27 protein-coding genes are annotated in these 25,734 nt (G+C 59.8%); 6 read left to right on the forward strand and 21 right to left on the reverse strand.

The window, feature by feature from the left end; genetic code table 11:
* Positions 1 to 29: 29 nt before the first annotated feature.
* The 6 genes from ftsY to Q0601_RS16835 all read right to left on the reverse strand — a co-directional run bounded on the left by ftsY (position 30) and on the right by Q0601_RS16835 (position 6,750).
* The gene (ftsY, locus tag Q0601_RS16810) at positions 30 to 1,061 is read right to left on the reverse strand and encodes a signal recognition particle-docking protein FtsY (RefSeq protein ID WP_305291033.1); all 1,032 of its coding nucleotides are present in this window, start codon (positions 1,059 to 1,061) and stop codon (positions 30 to 32) included.
* A gap of 150 nt (positions 1,062 to 1,211) precedes the next feature.
* A complete protein-coding gene (pgi, locus tag Q0601_RS16815; protein ID WP_305291034.1) occupies positions 1,212 to 2,822 on the reverse strand; it encodes a glucose-6-phosphate isomerase in 1,611 nt (536 codons plus the stop codon).
* Positions 2,823 to 2,831: 9 nt separating this feature from the next.
* Positions 2,832 to 3,503: a 6-phosphogluconolactonase gene (gene pgl, locus Q0601_RS16820; protein WP_305291082.1), complete on the reverse strand. Its 672-nt coding sequence runs from the start codon at positions 3,501 to 3,503 to the stop codon at positions 2,832 to 2,834.
* A gap of 2 nt (positions 3,504 to 3,505) precedes the next feature.
* Positions 3,506 to 4,957 (reverse strand): glucose-6-phosphate dehydrogenase, encoded by a 1,452-nt coding sequence (gene zwf, locus Q0601_RS16825; protein ID WP_305291035.1) that lies wholly within the window; start codon positions 4,955 to 4,957, stop codon positions 3,506 to 3,508.
* A 60-nt stretch (positions 4,958 to 5,017) separates the two neighbouring features.
* Positions 5,018 to 5,557: an RSP_2648 family PIN domain-containing protein gene (locus Q0601_RS16830; protein WP_305291036.1), complete on the reverse strand. Its 540-nt coding sequence runs from the start codon at positions 5,555 to 5,557 to the stop codon at positions 5,018 to 5,020.
* The gene (locus tag Q0601_RS16835; protein WP_305291037.1) at positions 5,554 to 6,750 is read right to left on the reverse strand and encodes an RSP_2647 family RNA methyltransferase; all 1,197 of its coding nucleotides are present in this window, start codon (positions 6,748 to 6,750) and stop codon (positions 5,554 to 5,556) included. The genes Q0601_RS16830 and Q0601_RS16835 overlap by 4 nt, the downstream gene beginning before the upstream one ends.
* A gap of 183 nt (positions 6,751 to 6,933) precedes the next feature.
* Between Q0601_RS16835 and gpt the strand changes: the two genes are divergently transcribed.
* Together gpt and Q0601_RS16845 are read left to right on the forward strand one after the other, a co-directional pair.
* Positions 6,934 to 7,419 carry a xanthine phosphoribosyltransferase gene (gpt, locus tag Q0601_RS16840; RefSeq protein ID WP_119750433.1) on the forward strand — a complete coding sequence of 162 codons (486 nt, stop codon included), beginning with the start codon at positions 6,934 to 6,936 and terminating at the stop codon, positions 7,417 to 7,419.
* 262 nt (positions 7,420 to 7,681) lie between these two features.
* A complete protein-coding gene (locus Q0601_RS16845) occupies positions 7,682 to 8,557 on the forward strand; it encodes a PRC-barrel domain-containing protein (protein WP_305291038.1) in 876 nt (291 codons plus the stop codon).
* 134 nt (positions 8,558 to 8,691) lie between these two features.
* Here the strand turns inward: Q0601_RS16845 and trpE are convergent, their stop codons facing one another.
* From trpE to Q0601_RS16865, 4 genes are all read right to left on the reverse strand, one after another.
* Positions 8,692 to 10,197, reverse strand: coding sequence for an anthranilate synthase component I (gene trpE / locus Q0601_RS16850; RefSeq protein ID WP_305291039.1), 1,506 nt, complete (start codon positions 10,195 to 10,197; stop codon positions 8,692 to 8,694).
* Positions 10,197 to 12,155 carry a peptidylprolyl isomerase gene (locus tag Q0601_RS16855; RefSeq protein WP_305291040.1) on the reverse strand — a complete coding sequence of 653 codons (1,959 nt, stop codon included), beginning with the start codon at positions 12,153 to 12,155 and terminating at the stop codon, positions 10,197 to 10,199. Before Q0601_RS16855 ends, trpE begins: the two co-directional genes overlap by 1 nt.
* A 66-nt stretch (positions 12,156 to 12,221) precedes the next feature.
* Positions 12,222 to 13,397 carry an aminotransferase gene (locus tag Q0601_RS16860; RefSeq protein ID WP_305291041.1) on the reverse strand — a complete coding sequence of 392 codons (1,176 nt, stop codon included), beginning with the start codon at positions 13,395 to 13,397 and terminating at the stop codon, positions 12,222 to 12,224.
* 1 nt (position 13,398) lies between these two features.
* Positions 13,399 to 14,211: a hypothetical protein gene (locus tag Q0601_RS16865; RefSeq protein ID WP_305291042.1), complete on the reverse strand. Its 813-nt coding sequence runs from the start codon at positions 14,209 to 14,211 to the stop codon at positions 13,399 to 13,401.
* A gap of 104 nt (positions 14,212 to 14,315) precedes the next feature.
* Between Q0601_RS16865 and Q0601_RS16870 the strand changes: the two genes are divergently transcribed.
* Genes Q0601_RS16870 through Q0601_RS16880 form a run of 3 tightly spaced genes read left to right on the forward strand, consistent with a single transcriptional unit; the run spans position 14,316 to position 16,557 of the window.
* Positions 14,316 to 14,906 carry an anthranilate synthase component II gene (locus Q0601_RS16870; protein WP_305291043.1) on the forward strand — a complete coding sequence of 197 codons (591 nt, stop codon included), beginning with the start codon at positions 14,316 to 14,318 and terminating at the stop codon, positions 14,904 to 14,906.
* A complete protein-coding gene (gene trpD / locus Q0601_RS16875; protein WP_305291044.1) occupies positions 14,903 to 15,922 on the forward strand; it encodes an anthranilate phosphoribosyltransferase in 1,020 nt (339 codons plus the stop codon). Before Q0601_RS16870 ends, trpD begins: the two co-directional genes overlap by 4 nt.
* Positions 15,919 to 16,557 carry a uracil-DNA glycosylase gene (locus Q0601_RS16880; RefSeq protein WP_305291045.1) on the forward strand — a complete coding sequence of 213 codons (639 nt, stop codon included), beginning with the start codon at positions 15,919 to 15,921 and terminating at the stop codon, positions 16,555 to 16,557. Before trpD ends, Q0601_RS16880 begins: the two co-directional genes overlap by 4 nt.
* A 49-nt stretch (positions 16,558 to 16,606) precedes the next feature.
* Here the strand turns inward: Q0601_RS16880 and Q0601_RS16885 are convergent, their stop codons facing one another.
* The 11 genes from Q0601_RS16885 to Q0601_RS16935 form a co-directional block, all read right to left on the reverse strand.
* Complete coding sequence (locus Q0601_RS16885; protein ID WP_305291046.1) at positions 16,607 to 17,386, reverse strand: succinate dehydrogenase iron-sulfur subunit; 780 nt, start codon at positions 17,384 to 17,386, stop codon at positions 16,607 to 16,609.
* A gap of 12 nt (positions 17,387 to 17,398) precedes the next feature.
* Entirely contained in the window at positions 17,399 to 18,253 is an 855-nt protein-coding gene (locus tag Q0601_RS16890) for a hypothetical protein (RefSeq protein WP_305291047.1), read from the reverse strand.
* A 5-nt stretch (positions 18,254 to 18,258) separates the two neighbouring features.
* Positions 18,259 to 18,483, reverse strand: a complete 225-nt coding sequence (locus tag Q0601_RS16895; protein WP_232845029.1) for a hypothetical protein — start codon at positions 18,481 to 18,483, stop codon at positions 18,259 to 18,261.
* Positions 18,484 to 18,581: 98 nt separating this feature from the next.
* On the reverse strand, positions 18,582 to 18,947 hold the full coding sequence (locus Q0601_RS16900; RefSeq protein ID WP_305291048.1) for a hypothetical protein: 366 nt from the start codon (positions 18,945 to 18,947) through the stop codon (positions 18,582 to 18,584).
* Positions 18,947 to 20,749, reverse strand: a complete 1,803-nt coding sequence (gene sdhA, locus Q0601_RS16905; protein WP_305291049.1) for a succinate dehydrogenase flavoprotein subunit — start codon at positions 20,747 to 20,749, stop codon at positions 18,947 to 18,949. Before sdhA ends, Q0601_RS16900 begins: the two co-directional genes overlap by 1 nt.
* An 8-nt stretch (positions 20,750 to 20,757) precedes the next feature.
* Positions 20,758 to 21,144 carry a succinate dehydrogenase, hydrophobic membrane anchor protein gene (locus Q0601_RS16910; protein ID WP_305291050.1) on the reverse strand — a complete coding sequence of 129 codons (387 nt, stop codon included), beginning with the start codon at positions 21,142 to 21,144 and terminating at the stop codon, positions 20,758 to 20,760.
* A gap of 11 nt (positions 21,145 to 21,155) precedes the next feature.
* Positions 21,156 to 21,545, reverse strand: a complete 390-nt coding sequence (sdhC, locus tag Q0601_RS16915) for a succinate dehydrogenase, cytochrome b556 subunit (protein ID WP_305291083.1) — start codon at positions 21,543 to 21,545, stop codon at positions 21,156 to 21,158.
* A gap of 244 nt (positions 21,546 to 21,789) precedes the next feature.
* Positions 21,790 to 22,824: a MaoC family dehydratase gene (locus Q0601_RS16920; RefSeq protein WP_305291051.1), complete on the reverse strand. Its 1,035-nt coding sequence runs from the start codon at positions 22,822 to 22,824 to the stop codon at positions 21,790 to 21,792.
* Positions 22,821 to 23,027: a DUF1737 domain-containing protein gene (locus Q0601_RS16925; RefSeq protein ID WP_305291052.1), complete on the reverse strand. Its 207-nt coding sequence runs from the start codon at positions 23,025 to 23,027 to the stop codon at positions 22,821 to 22,823. The genes Q0601_RS16920 and Q0601_RS16925 overlap by 4 nt, the downstream gene beginning before the upstream one ends.
* A gap of 1 nt (position 23,028) precedes the next feature.
* Positions 23,029 to 23,577, reverse strand: coding sequence for an NnrU family protein (locus tag Q0601_RS16930; protein ID WP_305291053.1), 549 nt, complete (start codon positions 23,575 to 23,577; stop codon positions 23,029 to 23,031).
* Positions 23,578 to 23,619: 42 nt separating this feature from the next.
* Entirely contained in the window at positions 23,620 to 24,474 is an 855-nt protein-coding gene (locus tag Q0601_RS16935) for an HpcH/HpaI aldolase/citrate lyase family protein (RefSeq protein WP_305291054.1), read from the reverse strand.
* A gap of 285 nt (positions 24,475 to 24,759) precedes the next feature.
* On the opposite strand from Q0601_RS16935, the gene mdh reads away from it, so the two are divergent.
* Positions 24,760 to 25,722, forward strand: a complete 963-nt coding sequence (mdh, locus tag Q0601_RS16940; RefSeq protein ID WP_305291055.1) for a malate dehydrogenase — start codon at positions 24,760 to 24,762, stop codon at positions 25,720 to 25,722.
* Positions 25,723 to 25,734: the final 12 nt, after the last annotated feature.

The raw sequence follows: 25,734 nt of genomic DNA on the forward strand, positions 1-25,734 counted from the left end.
CTTTGTCGCGCCGACGCAATATCGAAGGATTACAGCCCTACTAAAGCGCGGGCGAATTCTTCCGGTTCGAATGCATCCAGATCCTCGATTTGTTCGCCGACGCCAATCGCGTGGATCGGCAGCCCGAAACGATCCGCGAGCGCGACCAGAACCCCGCCCCGCGCGGTTCCATCCAGCTTGGTCATCACCAGTCCCGAAACATCGGCAAGTTTCCGGAAGGTCTCGACCTGATTGAGGGCGTTCTGGCCAGTCGTCGCATCCAGCACCAGCAGGGTATTATGCGGCGCATCCGGATCTTTCTTGCGGATCACCCGAACGATCTTGGCCAATTCCTCCATCAGATCCTGACGGTTCTGCAATCGTCCCGCCGTGTCGATCATCAGCAAATCCGCGCCATCGGCTTCGGCCTTCGTCATCGCGTCGAACGCAAGGCTTGCCGGATCCGAACCCTGCGCCGCGACCATGACGGGCACCCCGGCGCGTTCTCCCCAGATCTGCAACTGCTCGACCGCCGCCGCCCGGAACGTATCCCCTGCGGCAATCACCACAGATTTTCCCGCCGCCTTGAACTGGCTGGCAAGCTTGCCGATCGTCGTGGTTTTTCCCGCGCCGTTCACACCGACTACCAGCACCACCTGCGGTTTCTTCGAATATAGCGGCAGAGGGCGCGCGACCGGCGTCATGATCCGGGTTATTTCGGCGGCCAGCAATTCCTTAAGCTCGGTCGAGGACATGCGGCGCCCCATCCGACCCTCGGCGATATTGGCAGTGATCCGCATGGCGGTTTCGACGCCAAGATCGGTCTGAACCAGCATATCCTCGAGCTCTTCCAGCATCTCGTCGTCAAGCGCCCGGCGCGGTTCTGCCGCCTGCGCTTCCGGCCGGTTAAAGAGCCGCCCCACCAATCCGGTCGGCGGCGTCGCCGGAGCAGGCTCTACCTGCCGGTCTTCTGCGTCTTCCGAATCTCCGGGGACCTCCTCGCCGACAATATCGTCCAGGCCCTCGCCGATTTTCGAGGAAGAGCGGGTCAGCCGCTCACGCAGTTTCGAGAAAAACGACATATCCGCATCCTTTCCGTCCGCCCGACCCTAATCCCTTGCGTCGTCCGCGAAAAGGTCGTGCCGGCGGGAAGACACTCCAGGACGGCTTCTTATTCACGAAAATATCCTTGGGGGAAATTCCGTATGAGATTTGGGGCGAACAGCCTTCATTCAGTCGCGCATTTCACGGAACAGCCCGGCCAGATGTTCGGTCGAAGCATCATGCCCCGGCGCGGACTCGCCTTTCAGCAAAGGCTCCACCTGCAGCGCCAGTTCCTTGCCCAGTTCGACGCCCCATTGATCGAAACTGTTGATACCCAGAATGACGCCTTCGACAAAAACCCGATGCTCATACAGCGCCACGATCTGGCCAAGCGCATAAGGCGTCAATTGCCCGATCAGCAGCGTGGTCGACGGGCGATTTCCGGGAAAGACGCGATGCCGGGCCTGACGCTCCAACTCTGTACCCTCCAGCCCCTTGGCGGCCATCAGGGCGCGCGCCTCATCCAGGCTGCGGCCGCGCATCAATGCTTCGGATTGCGCAAGACAATTTGCCGCAAGCAGAATATGGTGATGGGCCAGTTCATCCTCGTGCCCGCGCGCGGCAAGAATGAACTCGCAGGGGACCGTCGATGTTCCCTGATGGATCAGTTGATAGAACGCATGCTGACCGTTGGTTCCCGGTTCGCCCCAGACCACAGGACCGGATGGCATGGCCAGATCGCTGCCGTCCATCGCCACGCCTTTGCCATTCGATTCCATCTCGAGCTGTTGCAGATAGGCAGGCAGCCGCAGCAGACGGTTGTCATAAGGCAGCACGGCCCGGGTCGGATAGCCGCAGATCTGATGATGCCAGATCCCGACAAGCGCCAGCAGGACCGGCAGGTTCTGCGTAAGCGGAGCAGATCGGAAATGCGCATCCATCGCCGCGCCACCGGCCAGAAATTCATCGAACCTCTCTGGCCCGATCGCCAGCATCAATGACAGGCCGATCGGGCCCCAGACGGAATAGCGCCCGCCGACCCAATCCTCGAAACCGAAAACGCGGGTTTCATCGATCCCGAACTCCGCCGTCTTGTCCATGGCCGAGGACAGCGCGGCGAATTGCGCCGCCGGATCGGCGACGGTACGCGCCATCCAATCGCGCGCGGTGCGGGCATTGGTCATCGTCTCGATCGTGGTGAAAGTCTTCGAGGCGACGATCACCAGCGTCGTCTCCGGGTCCAGCCCCTTCAGGGTATCGTGGATATCCGCGCCATCCACATTGCTGACGAAATGCGTCCACGGGCCATCATGATACGGCGCAAGGGCAAGGGTCGCCATATAGGGTCCAAGATCCGACCCGCCTATGCCGATATTCACGATATCCGTAATCCTGCCGCCCTGCCCCTTGAAAGAGCCCGAGCGGACATCGCGGGCAAAAGCCTGCATCCGTGCGTGGGTATCGCGCAGGGCGGGCATCACGTCCTGCCCGTCTACATTCACGCTGCCGTCAAGATTGCGCAAGGCGGTGTGCAGCACGGCTCTGCCTTCGGTCTCGTTGATCTTCCGGCCCGTGAACATCGCCTCGCGCCGCGCCTCGACTCCGGCGCTTGCGGTCAGTTCCAGCAGCAGATCGCGCGCCTGCGCATCAATCATTGTCTTGGACCAGTCGAAAACCAGGCCATCCGCTTTGGTGCAAAAATTCGTCGCGCGATCAGGATCGGCAGTGAACAGGTCGGGAATACGTGTCGCTCCCTGCATCCTGCGATGGGATTTCAGCCGGTTCCAGATGTCCTGCATGTCTACCTCTTATTCCGCCCAATGCACCGTGGCCTGATCCAGAAAGGCCCGGATCGGTGCCTCGGCCGGATCGAGCTTCTGCGCACGCTCAAGAGCCTCCCGTTTTTCCGGACCCATGATCAAGACGTGAATGTGAAATGCCTTCGACAGGACCGGCCGGGTCAGGGTGATGCGCGGCTCTTCCGCGCCTTCCGAGCGGATCGGCAGTAACGGCGGCGCGTCGCTGGCCAAAGCCTCGGTCAGACGGTCAGAACCGGGAAACAGGCTGGCCGTATGCATATCGTTCCCCATGCCCAGCAGCGCGACGGTGATCGGCAGATGCGGAGCAAGAGATTCACCAAGTTTCCCGAGAGCGTCATCGGGCAGCGGATCGCCGGTATAGAGATCGATGTAATTCGCCGCCGCCGCCTTGTCCTTCAGCAGATACCGCCGCAACAGGCGACCGTTCGAGCGTTTATGCTCGCCATCCACCCAACGCTCATCGCCCAGAAAAACCGTCACCCGGTCCCAGTCCAGATCGGTGCCGCTGAGTGTCTCGAAAACCTGAATGGGCGAAGTGCCGCCCGGCACGCAAAGCGTGGCTGTTTCGCTGTTGCGCAGATGTTGCCCAAGCTGCGACGCCAGCCGATCGGCCAATGACAGCGCAAGCATCTCGCGGTCGGGATATTCCTTGAAATCCATGCTCATGCGCGAATCTCCCTCCATCTTCGGTTATCGCGATGCATCAGGCGCAGGGATTCCTCGGGCCCGCTTGAACCCGCGTCATAGGGTTCAGGGCGCGCCTTGCTATCATCCCATGCCTCTATGATCGGGTCAGTCCATGCCCATGCGGCCTCGACCTCGTCACCGCGCATGAACAGGGTCTGGTCGCCACGGATCACATCCATGATCAGTCGCTCGTAAGCATCGGGCATATCGCCCCCCTCCGGGCCAAGAGCCTCTGCGAAGGTCATATCCAGCGGAACCTGCACCAGGCGCATCCCGCCCGGTCCGGGCTCTTTTATCATCACCTTTAGATTCATGCCATCATTCGGTTGCAACCGGATCACCAGTTCATTGGCTTTCGGTCCGCTGGACATGTCAAAGATCGAATGCGGCGGTTCCTTGAAAGTGATCGCGATTTCGCTGGTGCGCGCGCGCAGTTTCTTGCCGGTGCGCAGATAGAAAGGCGTGCCCTGCCATCTCCAGTTCGAGATTTTCACCTTCATGGCGACATAGCTTTCGGTACGGGATTCGGGATCTTCCGCATCCTCAAGATAGCCCGACGAATCCTCGTCCGCCTGATATTGCCCGCGAACGATATCGTCCGGTTCCACCGGTTCAAGCGCCCGGATGACCTTCAGTTTCTCATCCCGTACGGCATCGGGATCGAAATGATAAGGCGGTTCCATCGCAATCAGGCAAAGAAGCTGCATCATATGGTTCTGAACCATGTCCCGCATCGCGCCCGATTTGTCGTAATAGGCCCCGCGCCCGCTGACGCCCACCGTCTCGGCAACTGTGATCTGAACATGGTCGATGAACTGTGCGTTCCAAAGCGGTTCGAACAGGATATTGGCGAAACGCACGACCATCAGGTTCTGCACCGTTTCCTTGCCCAGATAATGGTCGATGCGATAAATCTGCTGCTCGCTGAAATGCTGGGCCAGCATCGCGTTCAATGCGCGCGCCGACTCGAGATCGCGGCCAAAGGGTTTCTCCACGACGATCCGGCTACCCTCATCGGCAATCTTGTGGCTATGCAACCGTTCGGCCAGATCACCGAACAAGGAAGGCGCGACCGAGAAATAAAAGGCATGGATCGCACCTTTGCGCATCCGGGATTTGAGTTCGTTCCAACCGTCTGTGCCCTTGGCATCGATAGCCGTATAACCCAGCAATTCCAGGAATTTCGTCAGGTTCGGGTCGGTTTTCTTCACTCCTGTGAATTCGACAATCGCCCCGGCGATCTCATTGCGGAAGGCCTTGTCGTCCTGCCGGGTTCTCGCCGCACCGATAATCCGCGACGTTTCGGGTATCTGGCCCGCCACAAAGCGGCGGAACAGACCCGGGAATATCTTGCGATGCGACAGATCACCGGTAGCACCGAAAATCACGAGGTCGAAATCCTCGACCGGAATGACGCGCGAAACCATGCTATCCTCCTTGTCACCGGCAGATGCCATATCTCTTGTTAGCGATAACAGCAATGTTTTTCAACCTTTCAGAGCGCGACTCAATCGCGGTAAACGGCTGCGTTTAAGCATTTCTGCAATCGTCATATCCCCACCCATTCTTGCGGCCTTGTCGCGCACGGACTGAACAGTCAAGGCAACCGCGGCTGGATCGGCGGTATGCAAATCCAGCAGGAACGCGTCGGGATGAATCGCCCGTAAGTCAAGCCGTTCCATCATTCTGCGCGGAAAATCCCGCAGATTGGCCGTCACGATCAGGGATGCCCCACCTGCCAGCGCGGCCTCGATCACATGGCGATCGGCGGGATCGGGTAGTTCCAGATCAATGACGCGGTTTCCGTCATCCGGCATCGCGGATGCGGGAAAACGAGCTTGCAGCAATGCGATCTCGGCCCCGGCGATCTGTTCCTGCTCGGCACTCAAGCGGGCAGCAGCATGCCGCCATTCCGCAAGTATCCGTTCAGACCATAGCGGCTGATACAGGCCCGGCCCGGCAAGATCGATCAGGATCTCGCGCAGAATCGTCGGGAACAGGATATTCGCGTCCAGAACGGCTTTCATCCGTCCAGCCGGAAAAACAGCGCCTTCAGGTAGCCGGTCTCGGCCAATTGCGGCAAAATCGGGTGATCGGGGCCCGCCTGTCCGGCATGGATCAATACCCCGCGCCGCCCGCCTCGACCGATACCCCGGGCACTCACATTGCGGAACTGGGTCAGGTCGGCAGCATGGCTGCAACTGCACAGAACCAAATAACCACCCGGGGCGACCAAAGGCGCGGCCAGCTTCGCCACCCGTTCATAGGCCCGCAGCCCAGCGTCCAACGCCGATTTCGAGGGTGCGAATGCAGGGGGATCGCAGACCACCAGATCAAAGCGGCGTCCCTCTTCGGCCATCTGCTCCATGGCTTTGAAAGCATCCGATTGCATGATCTCCAACCGGTCACCCATATCCATCAGCCCGGCGCCGCCCACGGCCAGTTCCAATGCCGTCGCGCTGCCATCGATACAAGTGGCCCGCGCCGCGCCCGCAGCCAAAGCCGCCAGCCCAAATCCGCCGACATGGCTGAACACGTCCAGCATCTCTGCGCCCTGCGCCAGTTTCTGCGCAAAGGCCTGGTTCGGACGCTGGTCATAAAATAACCCGGTCTTCTGGCCGCCCATCAGGTCCGCCAGATAAGTCGCGCCGTTCATCCTGACCGGAACAGGAGCGTCGGGGGCCGTGCCCAGCAAAACCTCCATCCGCTCTTCCAGCCCTTCCAGCGACCGGGCCCGCCCCTGCCCGTTCAGGATCACCGATGTAACACCCGCAATATCGGCGATGGCATCGGCTAGATCCGCCGCCATCCTGTCCGCCCATGCCGCATTGGGCTGCATGACGGCCGCATCCCCGAATCTATCCACGATCAACCCGGGAAGCCCGTCCGCCTCGGCATGGATCAACCGGTAGAAAGGGGCGTCGTAAAGCCGTTCCCGCATCTGCAATGCCCGGCGCAGGCGCGCCCGCAACCAATCGCCATCGATCTGCGCAGCAGGATCGGCATCCATAACCCGCGCCACGATTTTCGAATGCGGATTCACTGTCACCAACGCCATCGGCCGCCGCTCGGCATCCTCCAGCACGGCAAAGCCGCCCGGCTCCAGGTTCCGCGTACGCCGGTCCAGCACCGCCTCATCGGCAAAGACCCAGGGGAAGCCGTGACGGATCGCCTGCGGCTTCGATTTCGGGCGCAGGCGGAGGACGGGTAATTCGCTCATGGCATAAAATCCTTTCGTGGACGGTCTGGCACGATGCCGCGATACGCACAAGACGGGCCGGACGCCACATGGCAGATAGCTTTGCCTTTCACGTCGCAAGGATATTATACGGTACGAATCCGGTTTATCCGGAACCCGTAAAGATGCACAGACCGGAACCGACGACAATCAAGGAGAACGAGAATGGACCGCTTGCCCCACGAAAAGGGTTTCCACGTGAGCTGGGATCAGTTGCACCGCGACGCACGCGCCCTTGCCTGGCGGCTTGACGGAACGGATTGGCGCGCCGTTGTGGCCGTGACCCGTGGCGGGCTGGTTCCGGCCATGATTGTGGCGCGGGAACTGGATATCCGCACCATCGACACCATCAGCGTCAAATCCTATCTCAGGCAGGAACAGGGCGGGATTCAGGTGCTGAAACATCCCGACAAAGAGCTGATGGGAGATGGCGACGGAATATTGGTCATCGACGATCTTGTCGATTCCGGCCGTACGCTGGAACTTGTTCGCGAGATGTATCCAAAGGCGCATTTCGGCACGGTATACGCCAAACCCAAGGGCAAAGGCGTTGTGCAGACCTATGTAACCGAGGTCAGTCAGGACACCTGGATCTTCTTTCCCTGGGATATGGCGCTGCAATATGTGCAGCCCTATCGCGGCGAGGACTGAAACCGGAATGGCAGGCAGGCTGACAGTTGTCCGGGTGGGTCTGCCGCCGCGCCCCGTGAAATAGCTTCTGTAATAAGCTGTAAATTAAAAAGTAATTTATCCTTTCATTTTTCCCAGTCGAAATCTTTCACCTTAAAAATAAGCGAATTATTGCCGACAGGTCATGCAAACCGGAACTGTAGCCGGGCACAGATCATTGGGTTCTCGAAACGCGCCGCCCGAATGTTATGGCGCAACGCGTTGGGTAGAAAGGAGAAATGACGTGCAAAAGTTTCTTATGACGACCGCAATCATACTGCCTCTGGCTTTGACTCCGGCCTTCGCGCAGGACACAGCGCCTACCGCCGATCCTGCGGCACCCGCAGCCGATCCCGGCGCCGATGCCGCCGCTGCCGAAGCTGAAGCCGCCGCAGCTGAAGAAGAGGCTCTCAAGGCTCAAGTCGCCGAAAGCGGCAAGGTGGTGCAGGAACAAGCGTCTAACGAGTTGCGTCTGGATTGGGTTACGGATGCCACGGTGACCTCGCCGGATGGGTCAGATATCGGCAGTATCAACGACCTGATTGTCGATGGTGAATCCGGTCAGATGATCGCCGCAATCATCGGGGTTGGGGGCTTTCTTGGGATCGGCCAAAAGCAGATCGCCGTTCCGTGGGAACAGCTTACGGTAAACGCCGATGCGCGTGAGATCACCAGTGATCTGACCAAGGAAGAAGCCAATGTCGCGCCGGCCTATGTGTTCCGCGAGCAGGCTCCTGCACCGGATGCTGGTGCTGAAGGCGGCATGGCCGGAGATCCGGCAGCTGATCCTGCGGCAGATCCCGCAGCGGTACCGGCGGATCCGGGCGCAGTTTCCGAGGAACCCGCAGCCGATCCGGCAGCAGGCGACACGATGGATGCGCCTGCTGATGACACGACGATGGAGGCACCCGCCGACGATGCGGCTACCGACGCTCCAGCGGATGATGCCACCGCGCCTGATGACGCTGCTGCCCCGGATGACGGCGCGATGGAGGAACCTGCTGCGGATGACGCCGCGGCGCCCGCCGACGACATGGAGAGCGACTCCGCCATGCCCGAAACCGATCCCATGGATGACGCGGCACCTGCCGAAGGCGAAGAAACTCCGGCTACCAACTGACGGAAGCTATCTGTAAAGCAGACGGAAGGCGGCCCACCTGGGCCGCCTTTTGCATATAAATTATAGATATTTATCTGTAATTTCTCGCCTGCCAGATCAGGCAACCCATAAATTAACCGCCCTTGCCCGACGGTTCAGCCATTCCCCCGAACGAAACGGGCCGCACCTTCGGCTGCACGTTGCAGGGCTTTGCTTTTATTGACGGTTTCCTGGAATTCGGCTTCGGGGTCGCTATCGTAAACGACACCACCGCCTGCCTGAATATACAATGCACCGTCTTTGACCAGGCCAGTCCGCAGCGCAATGCACATATCCATCTCGCCATTCCCCGCGAAATAACCGACCGAACCGCCATAGACGCCCCGTTTCTCGGGCTCCAGCTCATCGATGATCTCCATCGCGCGAACCTTGGGCGCTCCTGATACGGTCCCCGCCGGCAGCCCCGCTAACAGGGCGGACAGAGCATCCTCGCCGTCACGCAATTCACCCACGACATTCGAGACGATATGCATCACATGGCTGTAGCGTTCGATCACGAATTGCTCTGTCGGGCGCACCGTTCCCGTTCTGGCCACCCGCCCGACATCGTTACGCCCCAGATCCAGCAGCATCAGATGTTCCGCCAATTCCTTCTGATCACTAAGCAAATCGGCTTCAAGCGCACGATCTTCGGTTTCATCCGCTCCGCGCGGACGGGTTCCGGCGATCGGGCGGATCGTGACCTCACCGTCGCGCAGACGGACAAGGATTTCCGGACTCGCCCCGATGATCTGGAAACCGCCCATGTTCAGAAAGAACATGAAGGGGGACGGATTGGTACGCCGCAGGCTGCGATACAGGGCAAAAGGCGGCAAGGGAAAATCCATCCGCCAGCGCTGCGACGGAACGACCTGAAAGATATCGCCCGCGCGGATATATTCCCGCGCCCGCTCTACCGCCGCCAGATAATCGGGTTTGGCAAAATTGGAAACCGGCTCGCCAATCTCCGCGTCATGGCCCAAAGCGCGCGGCTCGGAAGGTTGGCGGTCAAGCGCACGCAACGCATCCATCACCCGCTCGGCGGCACGGGCATAAGCGGCGCGCGCATTTTCACCGGGGACATGCCAGGCCGGGGCGCAAAGCGTAACCTCGCCCTTGACCCCATCCAGAACGGCCACGATCGAGGGGCGCATCAGCATTGCATCGGGCAAATCCAGCGGATCGGGATTCACATCTGGCAGATGCTCGACCAGCCGGATCATGTCGTAACCAAGATAGCCAAACAGCCCCGCCGCTGCTGCCGGTACCCCGTCGGGCATATGCTCCAGCCGGCTTTCCGCGATCAGGGCGCGCAGACTGTCCAGCGCGGGCCGGTCATCAGGCAGATATTCATCCGAGAAACGTGCCTGCCGATTGATCCGTGCCTGACCGTCGCGGCATTCCCAAATCAGATCCGGTTTCATGCCGATGATCGAGTAACGCCCGCGAACCTCGCCTCCGGTCACGGATTCAAGCATGAAGCTCATTGGTGCGGCTTCCGCGAGTTTCAGCATCAGGCTGACCGGGGTATCCAGATCTGCCGCGAGGCGAATCGTGACAAGCTGGTTACGCCCTTCGGCCCAGCCAGCTTCAAACTCCGCAAAACCGGGCGTCATATCCATCACTGAACCTGCGCGTTGATGGCATCGATCGCTGCTTGATTCACGCTGATTCCGGCATTTTTTTGCACAGCCTGGGTATAATAGCTGAAAATATCGTTCTGCAGCGATTGGGAAATACGCTGTTTTACCGATTCCGCGATGCGCGTCGCCTCCTCGCTTTTCTGATCTGCTGCACCTATCTCGTCCAGCCGGAACAGGAACACCCGGCCGCCGGCATCAGCGATCTCGATATCGCCGGGCTTGGCAATGGTGAATGCCTGGGAAACGATCTCATGCGGCAATCCCTCGATCCAGCCGTCACGTGTCAGCCCGGTTTGTGTCGTCCAATCCAAAGGCGTGCCTACCGGCTCGACCGCCGGTTCGGCTTGCTCTGGTGATGCGGGCTCATCCGCAGGGGTTTCGGCCGCAGGAACATCATCCCCATTTTCCGCATTCCGATCAACGATATTGTCCAGTGCGACGGCCCCAAGACGAACCTCCTCCGCCCGCGCCAGCAACAAACGCTTGAGTTCCTCGCGCCGCCAGTCCTCGGCGACCCGGTCACGGATTTCCTCGAATGGGATCAATGTCGGCGGTGTAATCTCATCGAGCCGCAACGCGAAGATGCCGCCATCCTCCAGCCGTTCAATCGCAGGAAATTCGTCCTCGCCGATTTCTTCGGCGATATCCCGGAAAGAATTATAGCCGGCGATGCTTTGCTCTTCCGGTTCCATGTCAGAGGACCAATCCAGCGTTCCGAACTCCATCGGCGTTTCCTCGGCGACATCTTCCAATGTTGCGCCGCTGGCAAGCATATCCTCGTATTCACTCATCTGGCTCTCGATCATGCGTGCGGCACGATCCACAGCCGCTTCGCTGCCCAGTTCCTCTTTCGCCTCTTCGAAGGAAACATCGACCGCTTCCAAAATTCCGTTCATCGAAAACAGCGCTGCCCCCAGATCCGTCTGAAGCGGGCCGATCACACCGGGTTGCTCCATTGCAAAAACCGCATCACCCGCCTGCCCCATATCGCTTCGGGTCACTTCACCCAGATCGATATCCTCCAGTGTCAGGCCACGTTCCGCCACCAGATCGTCAAAGGATAATTCGCCGGCATCCAGCCTGTCCTTGGCGGATTGCGCATCTTCCGCCGAGGGGAAAACAAGTCGTCCAACCATCCTGCGCTCGGGCTGGCGATATTGATTAATCCGTTCCTCATAAGCGTCACGCAGCGCCTGTTCGTCCAGATCGACCTCATCAACCAGCATTTCCGGCGTCAACCAGATATAGCTGAGCTTGCGCTTTTCCGGCGCGGTAAACCGTTCGGCATTTGCACTATGCCATGCTTTCAGGGTCTCTTCATCCGGTTCGGAAACAGGCGTGGTCAGTTCCGCCTCGGTGACTTCGTACCAACTGATATCGCGCGTCTGCAAAAGCCATTCCACGGTCTGCTCGACCATGGTGGCGGGTGAGGCAACACCACCGCTGACGGCACGGTGCAGCAGCATTCGCGCCTCGTCCTCGCGGATTCTCTGTTCGAACTCGGATTCGGTTAAACCTTCGCGGGCAAGGATCTGTGAATAGGCGGTGCGGTCGAAACTGCCATTCGGTCCCTGAAAGGCAGGAGCATCGCTGATGCTTTGCACGACACGCTGATCCCCGACCGAAACGCCGATGCGGCGCGCCTCTTCCTGTAACGCGGCGGCGGTGAATAGTTGCGACTGGATGGATTGCTGCAGACCCATCGCCTGAGCCTGCTCCATCGTCAACCGCTCTCCGGCCTGCTGCGAATAGTTGTTCAGTTCCGAACGCATCGCGCGGCCATAGTCTTCCCCATCGACCTTGGTTTTCCCGACCGAGCCGATATCGCTTGAGCCGCTGGTAAAGCTTGTGACGCCGAAACCACCCAATCCGAGAATCAGAAGGCCCATCAGAATCCAGACGATGGTCGATTTTCCCTTGGCGCGCAGGTTCGTCATACGGCAGCTTTCCCTGTAGATCGTATCATGCCGTCTTTATGACGCGCATGCCCCGGCCACAAGCCTTCAGGGGGTGAAGTTTTCAAGCCTTGCTGCAAGCTCGGCTATTCCGGCGCTGTCGATATTGGCAAAGGCAAGACGAAAATGCCGTGCGCCATAGGGGTCCGATTCCGGCATGAACATCGTTCCCGGCAGCGCCAGAACGCCAAGTTCGGCCACCATGCGCGGCGCCAGATCAGCGGAAGATTCCGCATAGGGATGTTCGACCCAGGCAAAATACGCCCCCGCTGATTTCAACTTCCAGCCCTGCAGGCCAAGGATCGCCTGCTTCGTCGCATTTCTGCGATCAAGGATCTCGATCCGCTCCTGCGCCAGCCAATCTCCAAGATTTCGCATTCCCCATAATGCGCCGATCTGGCCAAGCTGCGAGGCCGAGATTGCCACCGTATCCAGAAACTTCTCGATCTCGCCCAAGCGTTCCGCCGAGGTGATCACGGCGCCCACACGATGCCCCGTCAGTCGATAAGCCTTGGAAAAAGAATAGAGCTGGATCACCGTCTCGTCCCATCCGGACCGGGTCAGCAGATCATGAGGCGCGCCGCTGCGGCTGTCGAAATCGCGATAGGTTTCGTCCAGAATCAGGGCCAGTCCGTGCCGTTTCGCAAGTTCGTAAAATCTCCCGACCAGCGCAGCCGGATATTCCGCGCCCGATGGATTATTCGGCGTCACCAGCACGATGGCCCGGCAGTTCGGGCCGATCAGCCTTTCCGCAGCAGCGGGATCGGGCAGCATATCCGGCCCGCAAGATAACGGGCGCACTGCGATTCCCTGCATGTCCAGCCACATCTTGTGGTTGAAGTACCACGGCACCGGCAGGATCACCTCGTCCCCGGCTCGCGCCAGCGAACTGATCGCGGCGCAGAATGCCTGATTGCAGCCCTGCGTAATCGCCACCTGATCGGCTGTGACCGCGCCGCCGTAACTGCGTGAAAATTCCATCGCTACCGCATCCCGCAATTCGGGATTGCCCATGACCGGTCCGTAAAGATGCGCAGTCGTCTCATTCAATGCGGCATCGGCAATTGCCTCGCGCAGACCCTTGGGCGGAGGCTCCACCGGGGCTGCCTGACTGACATTGATCAATGGACGATCCGAAGGAAAGGTAATGCCCGTCAGCCAGCGACGTGCCTGCATCACGGGTGGTGCGAATGTCGCGAGGAGATGCGGATTGATCGGTTTCATCCTAATCCCGTTCCAAAGCGCGAAGCTCCGACAGGTCCGGCGGCGTCGACAGATCCAGCGATGGCGCGGGCAGAGCAGGCATCGCATTTTCCTGCCCCGCATCCTGCCCGGCTATATCGGAAGACTGATCCTGATCGGCAGGCCCATCCTGTTCTTCGATCTGCGGTTCTTCCAATTGCGGCGGCGCGGTTTCGGGCAAGCTGTCCGGTGCCTCCAGCCCGGCTAGGCCCGGTGCCTCTCCTCCGGATGGGGCGGGCTGCGCTTCCGGTAAACCGAATTCCGGCGCGGCTTCGGGTTCAGGCAATTCAGATTGCGCCGGTATCCCCGCATCGGGTTGCAAATCGGCGGGCAGTTCGCGGGCCGTTGCAGGTTCGTCAGCAGGTGCCGTGGCCGCAAGTGGCGACGGACGATCCCGGGCCGCATGTGGCGGCAGAGCCGCAGGCGGTTGTGGCGCCGCATCACTGCCGCGCCCGAATTCCGAACCGGAAGGCAACTCCACCGTTGCCGCCCGGGGCGCGCCGCCGTCATCGCCTTCGTCAGGGGTATCTGCCTGATCTACGGGAACGGAATCCGGTTGTTCAGCAGTTTCGCTTGCTTCACCGGTTTCGTCATCGGGCGCCACCGCCTCGATTTCCGCTTCCGGGTTCTGCCGGGCAGGACTCGGAGCCGATTCGGATAGTCCAGCACCCCTGCCCGCGTCAGATTCCGGCGCTTTGTCCTTATGAGGCACAGGGGGCAGCAGGGACAAAGCCCCCAGCCCGACCACGCTGACGGCCGCACCATGCAGCAAACCTTTCCAGAATCCGCCTGCCATTCGCCTTTTCATCCTCCTGCCGGGCTTGACCCTCCGACGCATATCGGCACATCTATAACGGACCCCGATGCGGGGGGAAACCGCTCCGAAGCCAAGGCAAGACAATGATCCTTCTGATCGACAATTACGACAGCTTCACCTGGAACCTCGTGCATTATCTGGGCGAATCCGGTGCTGAGGTCACGGTCCGGCGCAATGACGCGCTTGACGTGCCACAGGCTTTGGCGATGAACCCTGACGGTATCGTGATCTCTCCCGGGCCGTGCGATCCGGCTCAGGCGGGAATCTGCATTGATCTGATCCGCGCCGCGGCCGAACGGCAAATACCGCTTTTCGGCGTCTGTCTTGGCCATCAGGCCATCGGCGAAGCATTCGGAGGCAAGGTCGTGCGCGCGAACCGTATCCTGCATGGCAAGGTGGACGATATCAGCCATGACGGTACCGGCGTTTTCCGCGATCTTCCCTCGCCGCTGAAAGCGACCCGCTATCACTCACTGACGGTAGAGCCCGGCAGCCTGCCCAATTGCCTGCGCGTCACCGCAACCTCGGATGACGGAACGATCATGGGACTGGTTCACGAGGATTTGCCCATTGAAGGCGTGCAGTTCCACCCGGAATCGATCGCCTCGGAACATGGCCATGAAATGATCCGGAACTTCCTAGCCCGCTGCCGTCCCGGAAAAAAAGCCGCATGACCGATATCCGCCCTTTGATCGGCATCGCTGCCACGCGTCCCCTGACCGGCCCCGAAGCCGAGGCTGCCTTTTCCGCATTGTTCGACGGCGACGCCACCCCGGCCCAGATCGGCGGGCTGCTGATGGCGCTGCGGGTCCGGGGCGAAACCGTCGAGGAAATCGCTGCGGCATCGCGCGCCATGCGTGCGCGGATGAACCGGGTCAATGCGCCACAAGGAGCAATCGACATCGTGGGCACCGGCGGCGACGGCAAGGGCACGCTGAACATCTCGACCGCGACCGCTTTCGTCGTCGCGGGCGCGGACGTGCCGGTCGCCAAACATGGCAATCGCAACCTGTCCTCGAAATCCGGCGCAGCGGATGCCCTGACCCATATGGGGATCAATGTCATGGGCGGCCCGGTCACCGCACAACGTGCACTGGATCAGGCGGGGATCTGTTTCATGATGGCGACCATGCATCATCCTGCGATGCGGCATGTGGGGCCGCCGCGCGCGGAACTGGGCACGCGAACAATATTCAACCTGCTGGGACCGCTGACCAATCCGGCATCTGTCCGCTATCAGTTGACCGGCGCGTTCAGCACCGAATGGCTGCGCCCAATGGCCGAGGTGCTTCGTGACCTTGGTTCGGATATGGCCTGGCTGGTGCATGGCAGCGACGGCACCGACGAAATCAGTATCGCCGGCGAAACCCATGTCGCACAATTGAAAAACGGTGAAGTCACCGAGTTCACCATCACGCCCGACGATGCCGGCCTTCCACGCCATCCGTTCGAAAAGATCCTTGGCGGAGAGCCTGCCGATAACGCAGCCGCCTTCCGCGCACTGCTGAATGGCGAGGCAAGCGCCTATCGTGACGCGGTGCTGCTGAATGCCGCTGCGGCGCTGCTCATCGTAGGCAAGGCGCATGATCTGGCCGAGGGGGTATCGCTTGCCGCCCAGTCCATTGACAGCGGCGCGGCGAAAGCGCGATTGACCCGTCTGGCCGAAATCACCGGCCCGCCCGAAGCGTGAAACCTCCTTCCGCCTGGGCCCACCTGCCCTTTTTCACGCAGGAATGGCCGGTCATTCGTGACCGGCTTGCGCATATGGATGACTGGCTGCCGGGGCCAGAGCTTCTATTCGCGGCGTTGGAAGCCCTGCGCCCTGAACAGGTGCGGGTGGTGATCCTTGGGCAAGACCCCTATCCCACCCCAGGCCATGCCAACGGGTTTGCTTTTTCGGTTGCGCCGGATATCTCCCTGCCCCGCTCCTTGCGGAATATCTTTGCTGAAATGCAGGACGATATCGGCGGCATGCCCGCGAACGGTGATCTGACGCATTGGGCGCGGCAGGGTGTTCTGCTGTTGAACACCTCGCTGTCGGTCCCTGCCGGATCGGCGGGCGCCCATTCCCGGTGGGGTTGGCAGAAACTGGCGCGACAGGCTATTATCGAGGCGCAAGGCCATGCCGCGCTTGCGTTCCTGTTATGGGGAGGGCACGCACAAAAAGCAGTCGGCGATCTGCCCCGGGATCAGGATTTGACTATCTCCACGGCACATCCCTCGCCGCTTTCTGCCCGCCGCGGTTTCTTCGGCAGCCATCCCTTCAGCCGCATAAATGACTGGCTGATCAAACAGGGAAACCGGCCCATCAACTGGGCCGGTTAGCGGATTCTCATCCCCGGTTATTCCCGAACAAAGCGTTGGGAACCCCCATTCAGATCATCCGATCGACCATCATATGCTTGATCGACGCGATGGCTTTGGCCGGATTCAGCCCCTTGGGGCAGGTATTCGTGCAGTTCATGATCGTGTGGCAGCGATACAGCTTGAACGGATCCTCAAGCTCATCCAGCCGTTCGCCCGTTGCCTCGTCACGGGAATCGATGATCCAGCGATAGGCATGCAGCAAGGCGGCGGGTCCCAGATAGCGATCGCCATTCCACCAGTAGCTCGGACATGCGGTCGAGCATGAAGCGCACAGGATGCACTCATACAACCCGTCCAGCTTCTTGCGATCTTCGATGGATTGTTTCCATTCCTTCCCCGGCGTGGGCGATTTGGTGATCAGATAGGGATTCACACTGGCGTGCTGCGCATAGAAATGCGTGAGATCGGGAATCAGATCCTTGACCACCGGCATATGCGGCATCGGATAGATCGCTATATCGCCCCTGATTTCATCGATGCCATAAATGCAGGCAAGATGATTGCCACCGCCGATCGTCATCGCGCATGAACCGCAAATCCCCTCCCGGCAAGAGCGCCGGAAAGACAGGGTCGGATCGATCTCGTTCTTGATCTTGATCAGAGCGTCCAGCACCATCGGCCCGCATTTGTCCAGATCGACGAAATAGGTATCCAGCCGCGGATTCTCCCCCGTGTCGGGATCCCAGCGGTAAATCTGGAACTTCTTCACATTCGTCGCGCCTTCCGGGCGGGGCCAGGTCTTGCCAACGCGGATCTGGCTGTTCTTGGGCAGGGTGAACTGGACCATGGGTTGCTCCTTTCAAAGAGTGCCTTCGGACCGGTGGTCAGAATTGAACAGATTCTGCTCGTTCACGATCAGGTTGATCACCTTCCGTCGAGCATGAGGATTTATATTCAGCGCATTGATATGCCGTATGAATTCAGTCGCCGATCCATTCAGGCGTGACATGGAGGGGGCATGTAAAGCTTGCAATGCATTCAAGCTGTCATCGCTCAGGCCCGCATGACGAAGCAATTGCAGGCCCGGACGAAGGGGATCGGTTTCATCCTCCAGCCTGAAGCGGGTCACGCAATCGGCGCCAACCGATGCAGTCAGCCTGTCCGACAGATCCTTCCATCCGGGCAGATCAGAGGTTTCGGCCATGAAATCCTTTTCGGTCCGGGTATAGCCATCGGTCCGCACTGCCTGCGCCCAGACGCTTGGCCGCCAGGTTGACATGCGGCGCGTATAGTAAACGAAATCGACGTTGAATTCCGTGGCATGCTGCTTGACGATGGCGAGTATCAGGGGCAAGGCGGGGAAAAGCCGTGTTTCACCGCCATTTCCAGGCATCGCGCCCGCAAGATTTTCATGGCTGAGCAAGACCGGCCGGGAATCCGCGGGCAATGTTTCAAGCACATCATCCAGCGCAACCTTCAATGTCTGCCTGGAGTCACTTGAATCGGGATGAAAGCTGAAATCAATAGCCGCACGGCCCAGCGGCCGCATCGGTGATCCTTCGGCAGGAGTGCGCACGATCAGATCACCGGCGAGTAAATCCGCATTCTGCATCAGATACCGCTGAATCGACGTGCTGCCGGTTTTCTGAACGCCGCAATGCACGATCAGACGGCGCTTGCCTGCTGGCCCTGTCGCTTTCCGTAGTTTTGCCATATTTCCTATCCGCGCCAGCCCGGCTGATCGGCCAGTGATCGTGTCGGAAGTTGGCCGGATTTGCGCGATACACAACGGTTGAACACATCCGAAGGGTCACGGCCCATTATATAATCCGACGAAACCTCCAGTTCGACACGGCCAAGGGCACGGGTTCCCCCGCCCCCGCCGCCGATGGCGCCAATAGCGACTTCACCGCGTGGCCGGCTGGCGAGTTCGGCGGAACGCATGCAGCTTCTCTCTGCCTGTTCGACAGGAACGGGGCCGCATGCGGACAGCCCTGCCGCAAGCAGGAGCATCAATCCGCATGCGTGTCGCCCCGGTATCATCAGGCCGTTTGCGCCGCGCTCGAGATACATTGCGTGGTCTCGGGACGCGATACGATCGACGCAACGCTGTTTGCCGTTCCACCGGCCCCGGCACGCGACGCCTGTGCAATATCGATCAATTCAGCGGTGGTCGCGTTATTGACGACGCAATCGGTATAGGGTGCTACATTTGCGCCGGGCAGGCGTTTTTCCATCTCGGAATTGATGACGTTGCGCGCAATCTGCCGCGAGGCGGCGTCAAGCGTGGTGGGCGTCGCCGGAGTTGCGGGGGACGTCGGAGTGGTTCCAGGCATCGGAGTCGTCACCGCACAGCCAGCAAGGACAAGCGCAGCAACACCAATTCCGGTAAAAGACATGAAACGCATCAGTAAACCCTTTTCTTTGGAGCAATCTTTTTCAGGTTGATCCCGCCTTCCTCTTCCTTGGTCAAAGGCTCCAGATGGACGGGGCGATATGCTAGTTTAACCTTGTTTCCATCGACCCATGCAAGAGAATGCTTGCGCCAATTGGCGTCATCCCGCTCGGGATAATCCTCATGTGCATGGGCGCCACGGCTTTCTTTGCGCGCCTCGGCCCCGTGGATCGTGGCAAGCGCATTCGGCATCAGATTGGTCAGTTCAAGCGTTTCCATCAGATCCGTGTTCCAGATCAGGCCCCGGTCAGTGACATGCAGATCGTCGAGTTTGGCGGCGATTCCAGTCATTTTTTCAACGCCTTCGGCAAGTGTCTTATCGGTACGGAACACCGCCGCATCGGCCTGCATGGTCCGCTGCATCTCATCGCGCAGCGCGGCGGTCGGCACCGCGCCAGAGGCGTTGCGGATCGCGTCAAAACGGTCAAGCGCCTTGCCCACCTGTTCGTCATTCATTGCCGGAATTGCCGATTCCCGGTCGACCACCTGTCCGGCGCGGATCGCCGCGGCGCGGCCGAACACAACCAGATCGATCAGCGAGTTCGAACCAAGCCGGTTCGCGCCATGCACCGAGGCGCATCCCGCTTCGCCCACGGCCATCAGGCCGGGGAAGATCGCATCCGGATCGGATTCGGTCGGGTTCAGAACCTCGCCCCAGTAATTGGTGGGGACACCACCCATATTGTAATGCACCGTCGGCAAAACCGGGATCGGTGCGCGGGTCAGGTCGACGCCGGCGAAAATCTTTGCCGATTCGCTAATGCCGGGTAGCCGTTCGGCCAGGGTTTCAGGCGGCAGATGCATCAGGTTCAGGAAGATATGGTCTTTTTGGTCCCCGACGCCTCGGCCCTCGCGAATCTCCAGCGTCATGCAGCGGCTGACGACATCACGCGATGCCAGATCCTTGTAGGTGGGCGCGTAACGCTCCATGAAGCGCTCACCCTCGCTATTGGTCAGGTAACCGCCTTCGCCCCGCGCGCCTTCGGTGATCAGGCAGCCCGAGCCATAGATGCCGGTCGGATGGAACTGTACGAATTCCATGTCCTGCAAGGGCAACCCGGCCCGTGCCACCATTCCGCCACCGTCGCCGGTGCAGGTATGCGCGGATGTCGCACTGAAATAGGCGCGGCCATAACCGCCCGTCGCCAGCACCACCATCTTGGCATTGAAGACATGGATGGTTCCGTCATCCAGCCGCCAGCAGATCACGCCGGTACAATGGCCATCGGTAATGATCAGATCAAGCGCGAAATACTCGATGAAAAACTCGGCATTATGCTTCAGCGACTGGCCGTAAAGCGTGTGCAGGATGGCGTGGCCGGTCCGGTCGGCGGCGGCGCAGGTGCGCTGTACCGGGGGACCTTCACCGAATTCGGTCGTGTGGCCGCCAAAGGGACGCTGATAGATCTTGCCTTCCTCGGTGCGCGAGAACGGCACGCCGTAATGGTCGAGTTCGTAAACCGCCTTCGGGGCTTCCCGCGCAAGATATTCCATCGCGTCGGTATCGCCCAGCCAGTCACTGCCCTTGACCGTGTCATACATATGCCACTGCCAGTTGTCCGGCCCCATATTGGACAGCGATGCGGCGATACCACCCTGTGCGGCCACCGTATGCGAGCGGGTCGGGAAGACCTTGGTCACGCAGGCCGTGCGCAGCCCCTGTTCGGCCATGCCAAGCGTCGCGCGCAACCCGGCGCCGCCCGCGCCAACCACGACCACGTCATATTCATGCGTCTGAATTTCGTATGCAGTCATGATTTCCCTCAGTTCCCGATCGAGACAAGCGCCATCTTCGCAAGGGCAAAGATGGCCGCCGCGATAACGGCCCAGCCGAAGATCACGGAAAAGATGATCGCCGCCTTGCGCGCGGCATGCTGGAAATAATCGTCAATCATGATCCGGGTACCTTTTATGAAATGGACCATCCCCACCACGACGAACAGCGCCGTGATAATACCCGGCCACGGACGCCCGAAATGCGCGATCACCTCGTCGCGCGGCAGGCCAAGCGCCGAGCCGACGGTGATCAGGAACAGCGGGGTCAGGATAAGCAGCGCCCATGCACTGACTGTCATGGCCCAATGATCAGAGGTGCCGGAATGGGCCGATCCCAGCCCCATGGCGGCCTTGCGGGGGGTGATGTAACGCATCCTCTCCCTCCTTAAATGAAGAAAATCAACAGGGTTAACAGAGTCAGCACGCCCGAGCCGATGACAATCGCCCAGGACGCTTTCCGGGCCATGTCCAGTTCAAGCAGATGGCCCGCGTCATAGAACAAATGCCGGATTCCGGCGAGCGTGTGATACCATAGCGCCCAGACCGACCCGAGCATGATCAGAAAGCCCAGCCAAGAGGTCATGACCCAGTTCGCCACCGCAAAGGCGCCTTCTCCGCTAATGGCGGCGACCAGCCACCAGACCAGAAGCAGGATACCGGCAACCAATGCATGCCCGGTCACCCGCGTCAAAATCGAGGTCACCGCCATGATCGGCAATTTGTAGACCTGAAGATGCGGAGATAGCGGCCTGTTACCTCGGTTCACATCGGCCATGATACGGGCCTCCTCTGTCGGTTCGAACTTGTCCCGTCGCAGGCGCTTGGCTGGCCGCTCGGGCTGGCAATTGGCAATGTGTCTGGCTTCTTTCTTGCCATCTGTCACCTGCATATGCCAGCCCTTGGTCCTAATTTTAACGGAATTTGCGCTTTGTGATCACACAATGCCGCTGCGTGATCACAACATCGCTTCCCAAGCTATTCTGTCAGCATATTCATCGGATAGAAGCAAAGACGGCGACTCAGCGCGGCATCAAGACCCAGTAATCCAGATCCAGCAGCACCTCGGGCAGATACTTCCCGTCCTCACCTCTCAGGACGAAACCGCTACTGTCGCCCTTGGTCGCCACAAGCCGCAGCCGGACCGCGCCGACGCCCGGTGCGGATGTTTCGGACTTGTCCAGAACCTCGGACCACGCACGAACCGTATCCCCCGCGAAACAGGGATTGGCATGAGCGCCGCCATTCAACGCGACCATCATCTGGGCATTCGCCAACCCGTTGAAACTCAGCGTGCGCGCCATGCTGATGACATGGCCGCCATAGATCAGCCTTTTGCCGTCCTCGCGATTGGTCGCGTCGAAATGGACCTTGGCTGTATTCTGCCACAGGCGTGTGGCCAGCATATGCTCGGCCTCTTCGATGGTCACACCGTCGACATGATCGATCTTCTCGCCGATTTCATAATCAGCATATCTGTGATTTTCTCCGGCAAGATCAAAATCATATCTGGTGAAATCCAAACCATCCGGAACGACCAGACCGGCAGGCTCGACGGCTTTCGAAAGCTTTGGCACCACTGTCTCTCGGGCCGGTGCGGCAATGTCGCGTTTGCGCACCATCACCCAGCGGACATATTCCAGCACCGCCTCGCCCGACTGGTTCAGCCCGCGTGTGCGCACCCAGACCACACCGGATTTGCCGTTCGAGTTCTGTTTCAGGCCGATCACCTCGGATTCCGAGAGGATCGTATCGCCTGGCCAGACGGGCCGCAGCCAGCGCCCCTCTGCATAGCCCAGATTGGCGATGGCATTCAGACTGATATCCGGGACCGTCTTGCCGAAAACGATGTGAAAGGTGATCAGGTCGTCAAGCGGCGCAGCGGAAAGCCCGCAAGCCCGTGCGAATTCATCCGAAGAGGCAAGCGCATGCCGCGCCGGATAAAGCGCATGATACAGCGCCCGTTCGCCGCCCGAGACCGTGCGCGGAACGGCGTGGCGGATCACCTGACCAAGCTGATAATCTTCAAAAAAACGGCCCGGATTTGTCTTTGTCATTGCTGTCCCAGTTTCATTTCGGGGTGATATTCGGCCTCGATTTCCTTGGTGACGGCCTGAGCGCAGCGCATCACGCCCCGCCCTGCATCGAAAGAGATCGAAGGGCTGCCGTGCAATTGCCAACCCCCGGCCAAAGCCGCACTGACCTTGTGGCAAAAAGCCGACGTATCGTCTTCGGTCAGCAAGCGGTAGATCCTGCTCATATCAACCTCCATAGGGCTGGGGTCCAATCCAGCCGTGAATGATCGCGACGACGGCCATCACGACGATTGCACCGACAACGGCCATGATTTCCTTGCGAACCGGAAAGGGTCCGGTATTGGGCACCCATTCCGAGGCGCGGTTGATGACCGCAATTTCAGCAAGCGCCCAAAGCAGCAGCCCGCCGAACAGGATGAAAGACGGCAAATCACCATTCACCAGCAAATGCGCCGCCGCCCAAAGCGAGAATCCGACGAGTTGCGGGTGTCGTATATATGCGGTGACGCGTGTTTTCATGCCCGCTGCGGCAAACAGGTAGAAGGCGACCAGAACCATCAGGTTGTTGATCCCCACCAATGCCGCGCTGCGGCCCCACCAATAGGGCCCGTCCGAAAGCTTATAGCCCCAGACCATCAGGATCACCGACAGAAATAGCAGGCCGGCGATCAGCCCCCTGCCCCTTTTGCCCATGGCGGTTCGTTGTTCGGGGGCAAGGCGTGGGAACAGATGTGCGCCCCAGAACAGGGCTACGCCAAGAATCAGGATCAGCATCTGGCTTCCTTTCGCTGGATGTAAATCCCATTCACTTTGTCATCATCCCGCCATGGCTGCAATCGCCTCGGCGCGGTCAAGCGTCTTGCGGGCGGTTTCGACATGCAGGTTCTCGACGATCTTGCCATCAACGACGGCCACGGCCTTGCCTTCGGTCAAAGCCTGCTCGAATCCTTCGATCTGGCGGCGGGCGAGATCGATTTCCTCGGCTGTCGGGGCAAATGAATCATTTGCGATGGCCAGTTGGGCTGGATGGATCAGGGTCTTGCCGTCGAAGCCCATATCGCGGCCCTGCTCGCATTCGAAGCGTAGACCGTCTTCATCCTGAATGGCATTGAAAACACCGTCCAGAATAATCCGGCCATGTGCCTTCGCCGCCAGCAGGCAAAGCCCCAGCCCTGCCTGCATCGGAAGGCGGTCGGCGCGGAAGCGGCTGCCGGTTTCCTTCGCCAGATCATTGGTGCCCATGACCATCCCTTCCAGTCGTGGATGCGTCGCGATATCGGAGGCGTTCAACATGCCCAGAGGCGTTTCCATCATCGCCCAAAGCGGCATGTCCGGAATAATCTCTGCCACCCGATCCAGATCTGCGGTTCCGTTGACCTTGGGAATCAGCACCGCATGGATCTTTCCCGCCAGCGGCCCGGCGCAAAGCCGCATATCCTCGGATCCCCATTCCGTATCCAGACCGTTAATGCGCAAAATCAGCAGGCGCGGACCGTAATCATTCGCTTCAAGCGCGGCGACCAGTTGTTCTCTGGCGGCGATTTTCGCGGCGGGCGCGACCGCGTCCTCAAGATCGAAGATGATCGCGTCAGCGGGCAATTGCTGCGCTTTCTCCATTGCCCGGGGATTCGCCGCAGGCATGTAAAGAACGGAACGGTAAGCACGAGCCATAAAATTCTCCGGGCAATTTTCTTGCGCGAAACTGCCTCGAGGCATCACAAATGGCAAGGAGTTTTTCGCTGCAATGCGGCATTACCCGATAGGCGCCCACCGGAACAGCTGTAAGACGTGCCGGGATTCCGGCACGAATTCCTTGTCGTAACCAAAACTCAACATATCGATATTATCGTCCGGGAAAGGCAAGGCATCGCCGCATCGCGCTGTGTAAGGCTTGCGATTCGCTTCGGGAGGTTCTAACCACCCCGCAATATTCACCCACCATTTCGGAGGTTAATCATGGCCCGACCCAAAATCGCACTTATCGGTGCGGGACAGATCGGCGGCACATTGGCACATCTGGCTGCCATGAAGGAACTGGGCGATGTCGTCCTGTTCGATATTGCCGAAGGGGCGCCCCAGGGCAAAGCGCTGGACATCGCGGAATCCGGCCCCGCCGAAGGATTTGATGCCAATCTGAATGGCACCAATGACTATGCCGATATCGCCGGTGCGGATGTCTGCATCGTGACGGCGGGCGTTCCGCGCAAGCCGGGCATGAGCCGTGACGATCTTCTGGGTATCAACCTCAAGGTCATGAAAGCCGTGGGCGAAGGAATCAAGGCCCATGCCCCTGACGCTTTCGTCATCTGCATCACCAATCCGCTGGACGCGATGGTCTGGGCGCTGCGCCAATTCAGCGGCCTGCCTTATAATAAGGTCTGCGGTATGGCGGGCGTTCTGGACTCGGCGCGTTTCCGTCACTTCCTGTCGCTGGAATTCGGCGTCTCGATGCGCGATGTCAGTGCTTTCGTTCTGGGCGGTCATGGCGACACGATGGTTCCGCTTGCCCGTTACTCGACCGTTGCCGGCATCCCGCTGCCCGATCTGGTCAAGATGGGCTGGACCACGCAGGAAAAACTGGACGCCATCATTCAGCGGACCCGTGACGGCGGCGCCGAGATTGTCGGCCTTTTGAAAACCGGCAGCGCCTTTTATGCTCCCGCCACCAGCGGCATCGAGATGGCCGAGGCCTATCTCAAGGATCAGAAGCGGGTTCTGCCCTGCGCGGCCTATGTGGACGGTGCATTCGGGCTCAGGGGGCTTTATGTCGGCGTGCCGACTGTGATCGGTGCGAATGGCATCGAGAAGGTCATCGACATCAAGCTGGACAAGGACGAACAGGCCATGTTCGACAAATCGGTCGACGCGGTCAAAGGTCTGGTTGATGCCTGTAAGGGTATCGACAACTCACTGGCATAACGCGCGGCCTTG

It is taken from the genome of Paracoccus wurundjeri, assembly GCF_030678915.1.
Lineage (GTDB): Bacteria > Pseudomonadota > Alphaproteobacteria > Rhodobacterales > Rhodobacteraceae > Paracoccus > Paracoccus onubensis_A.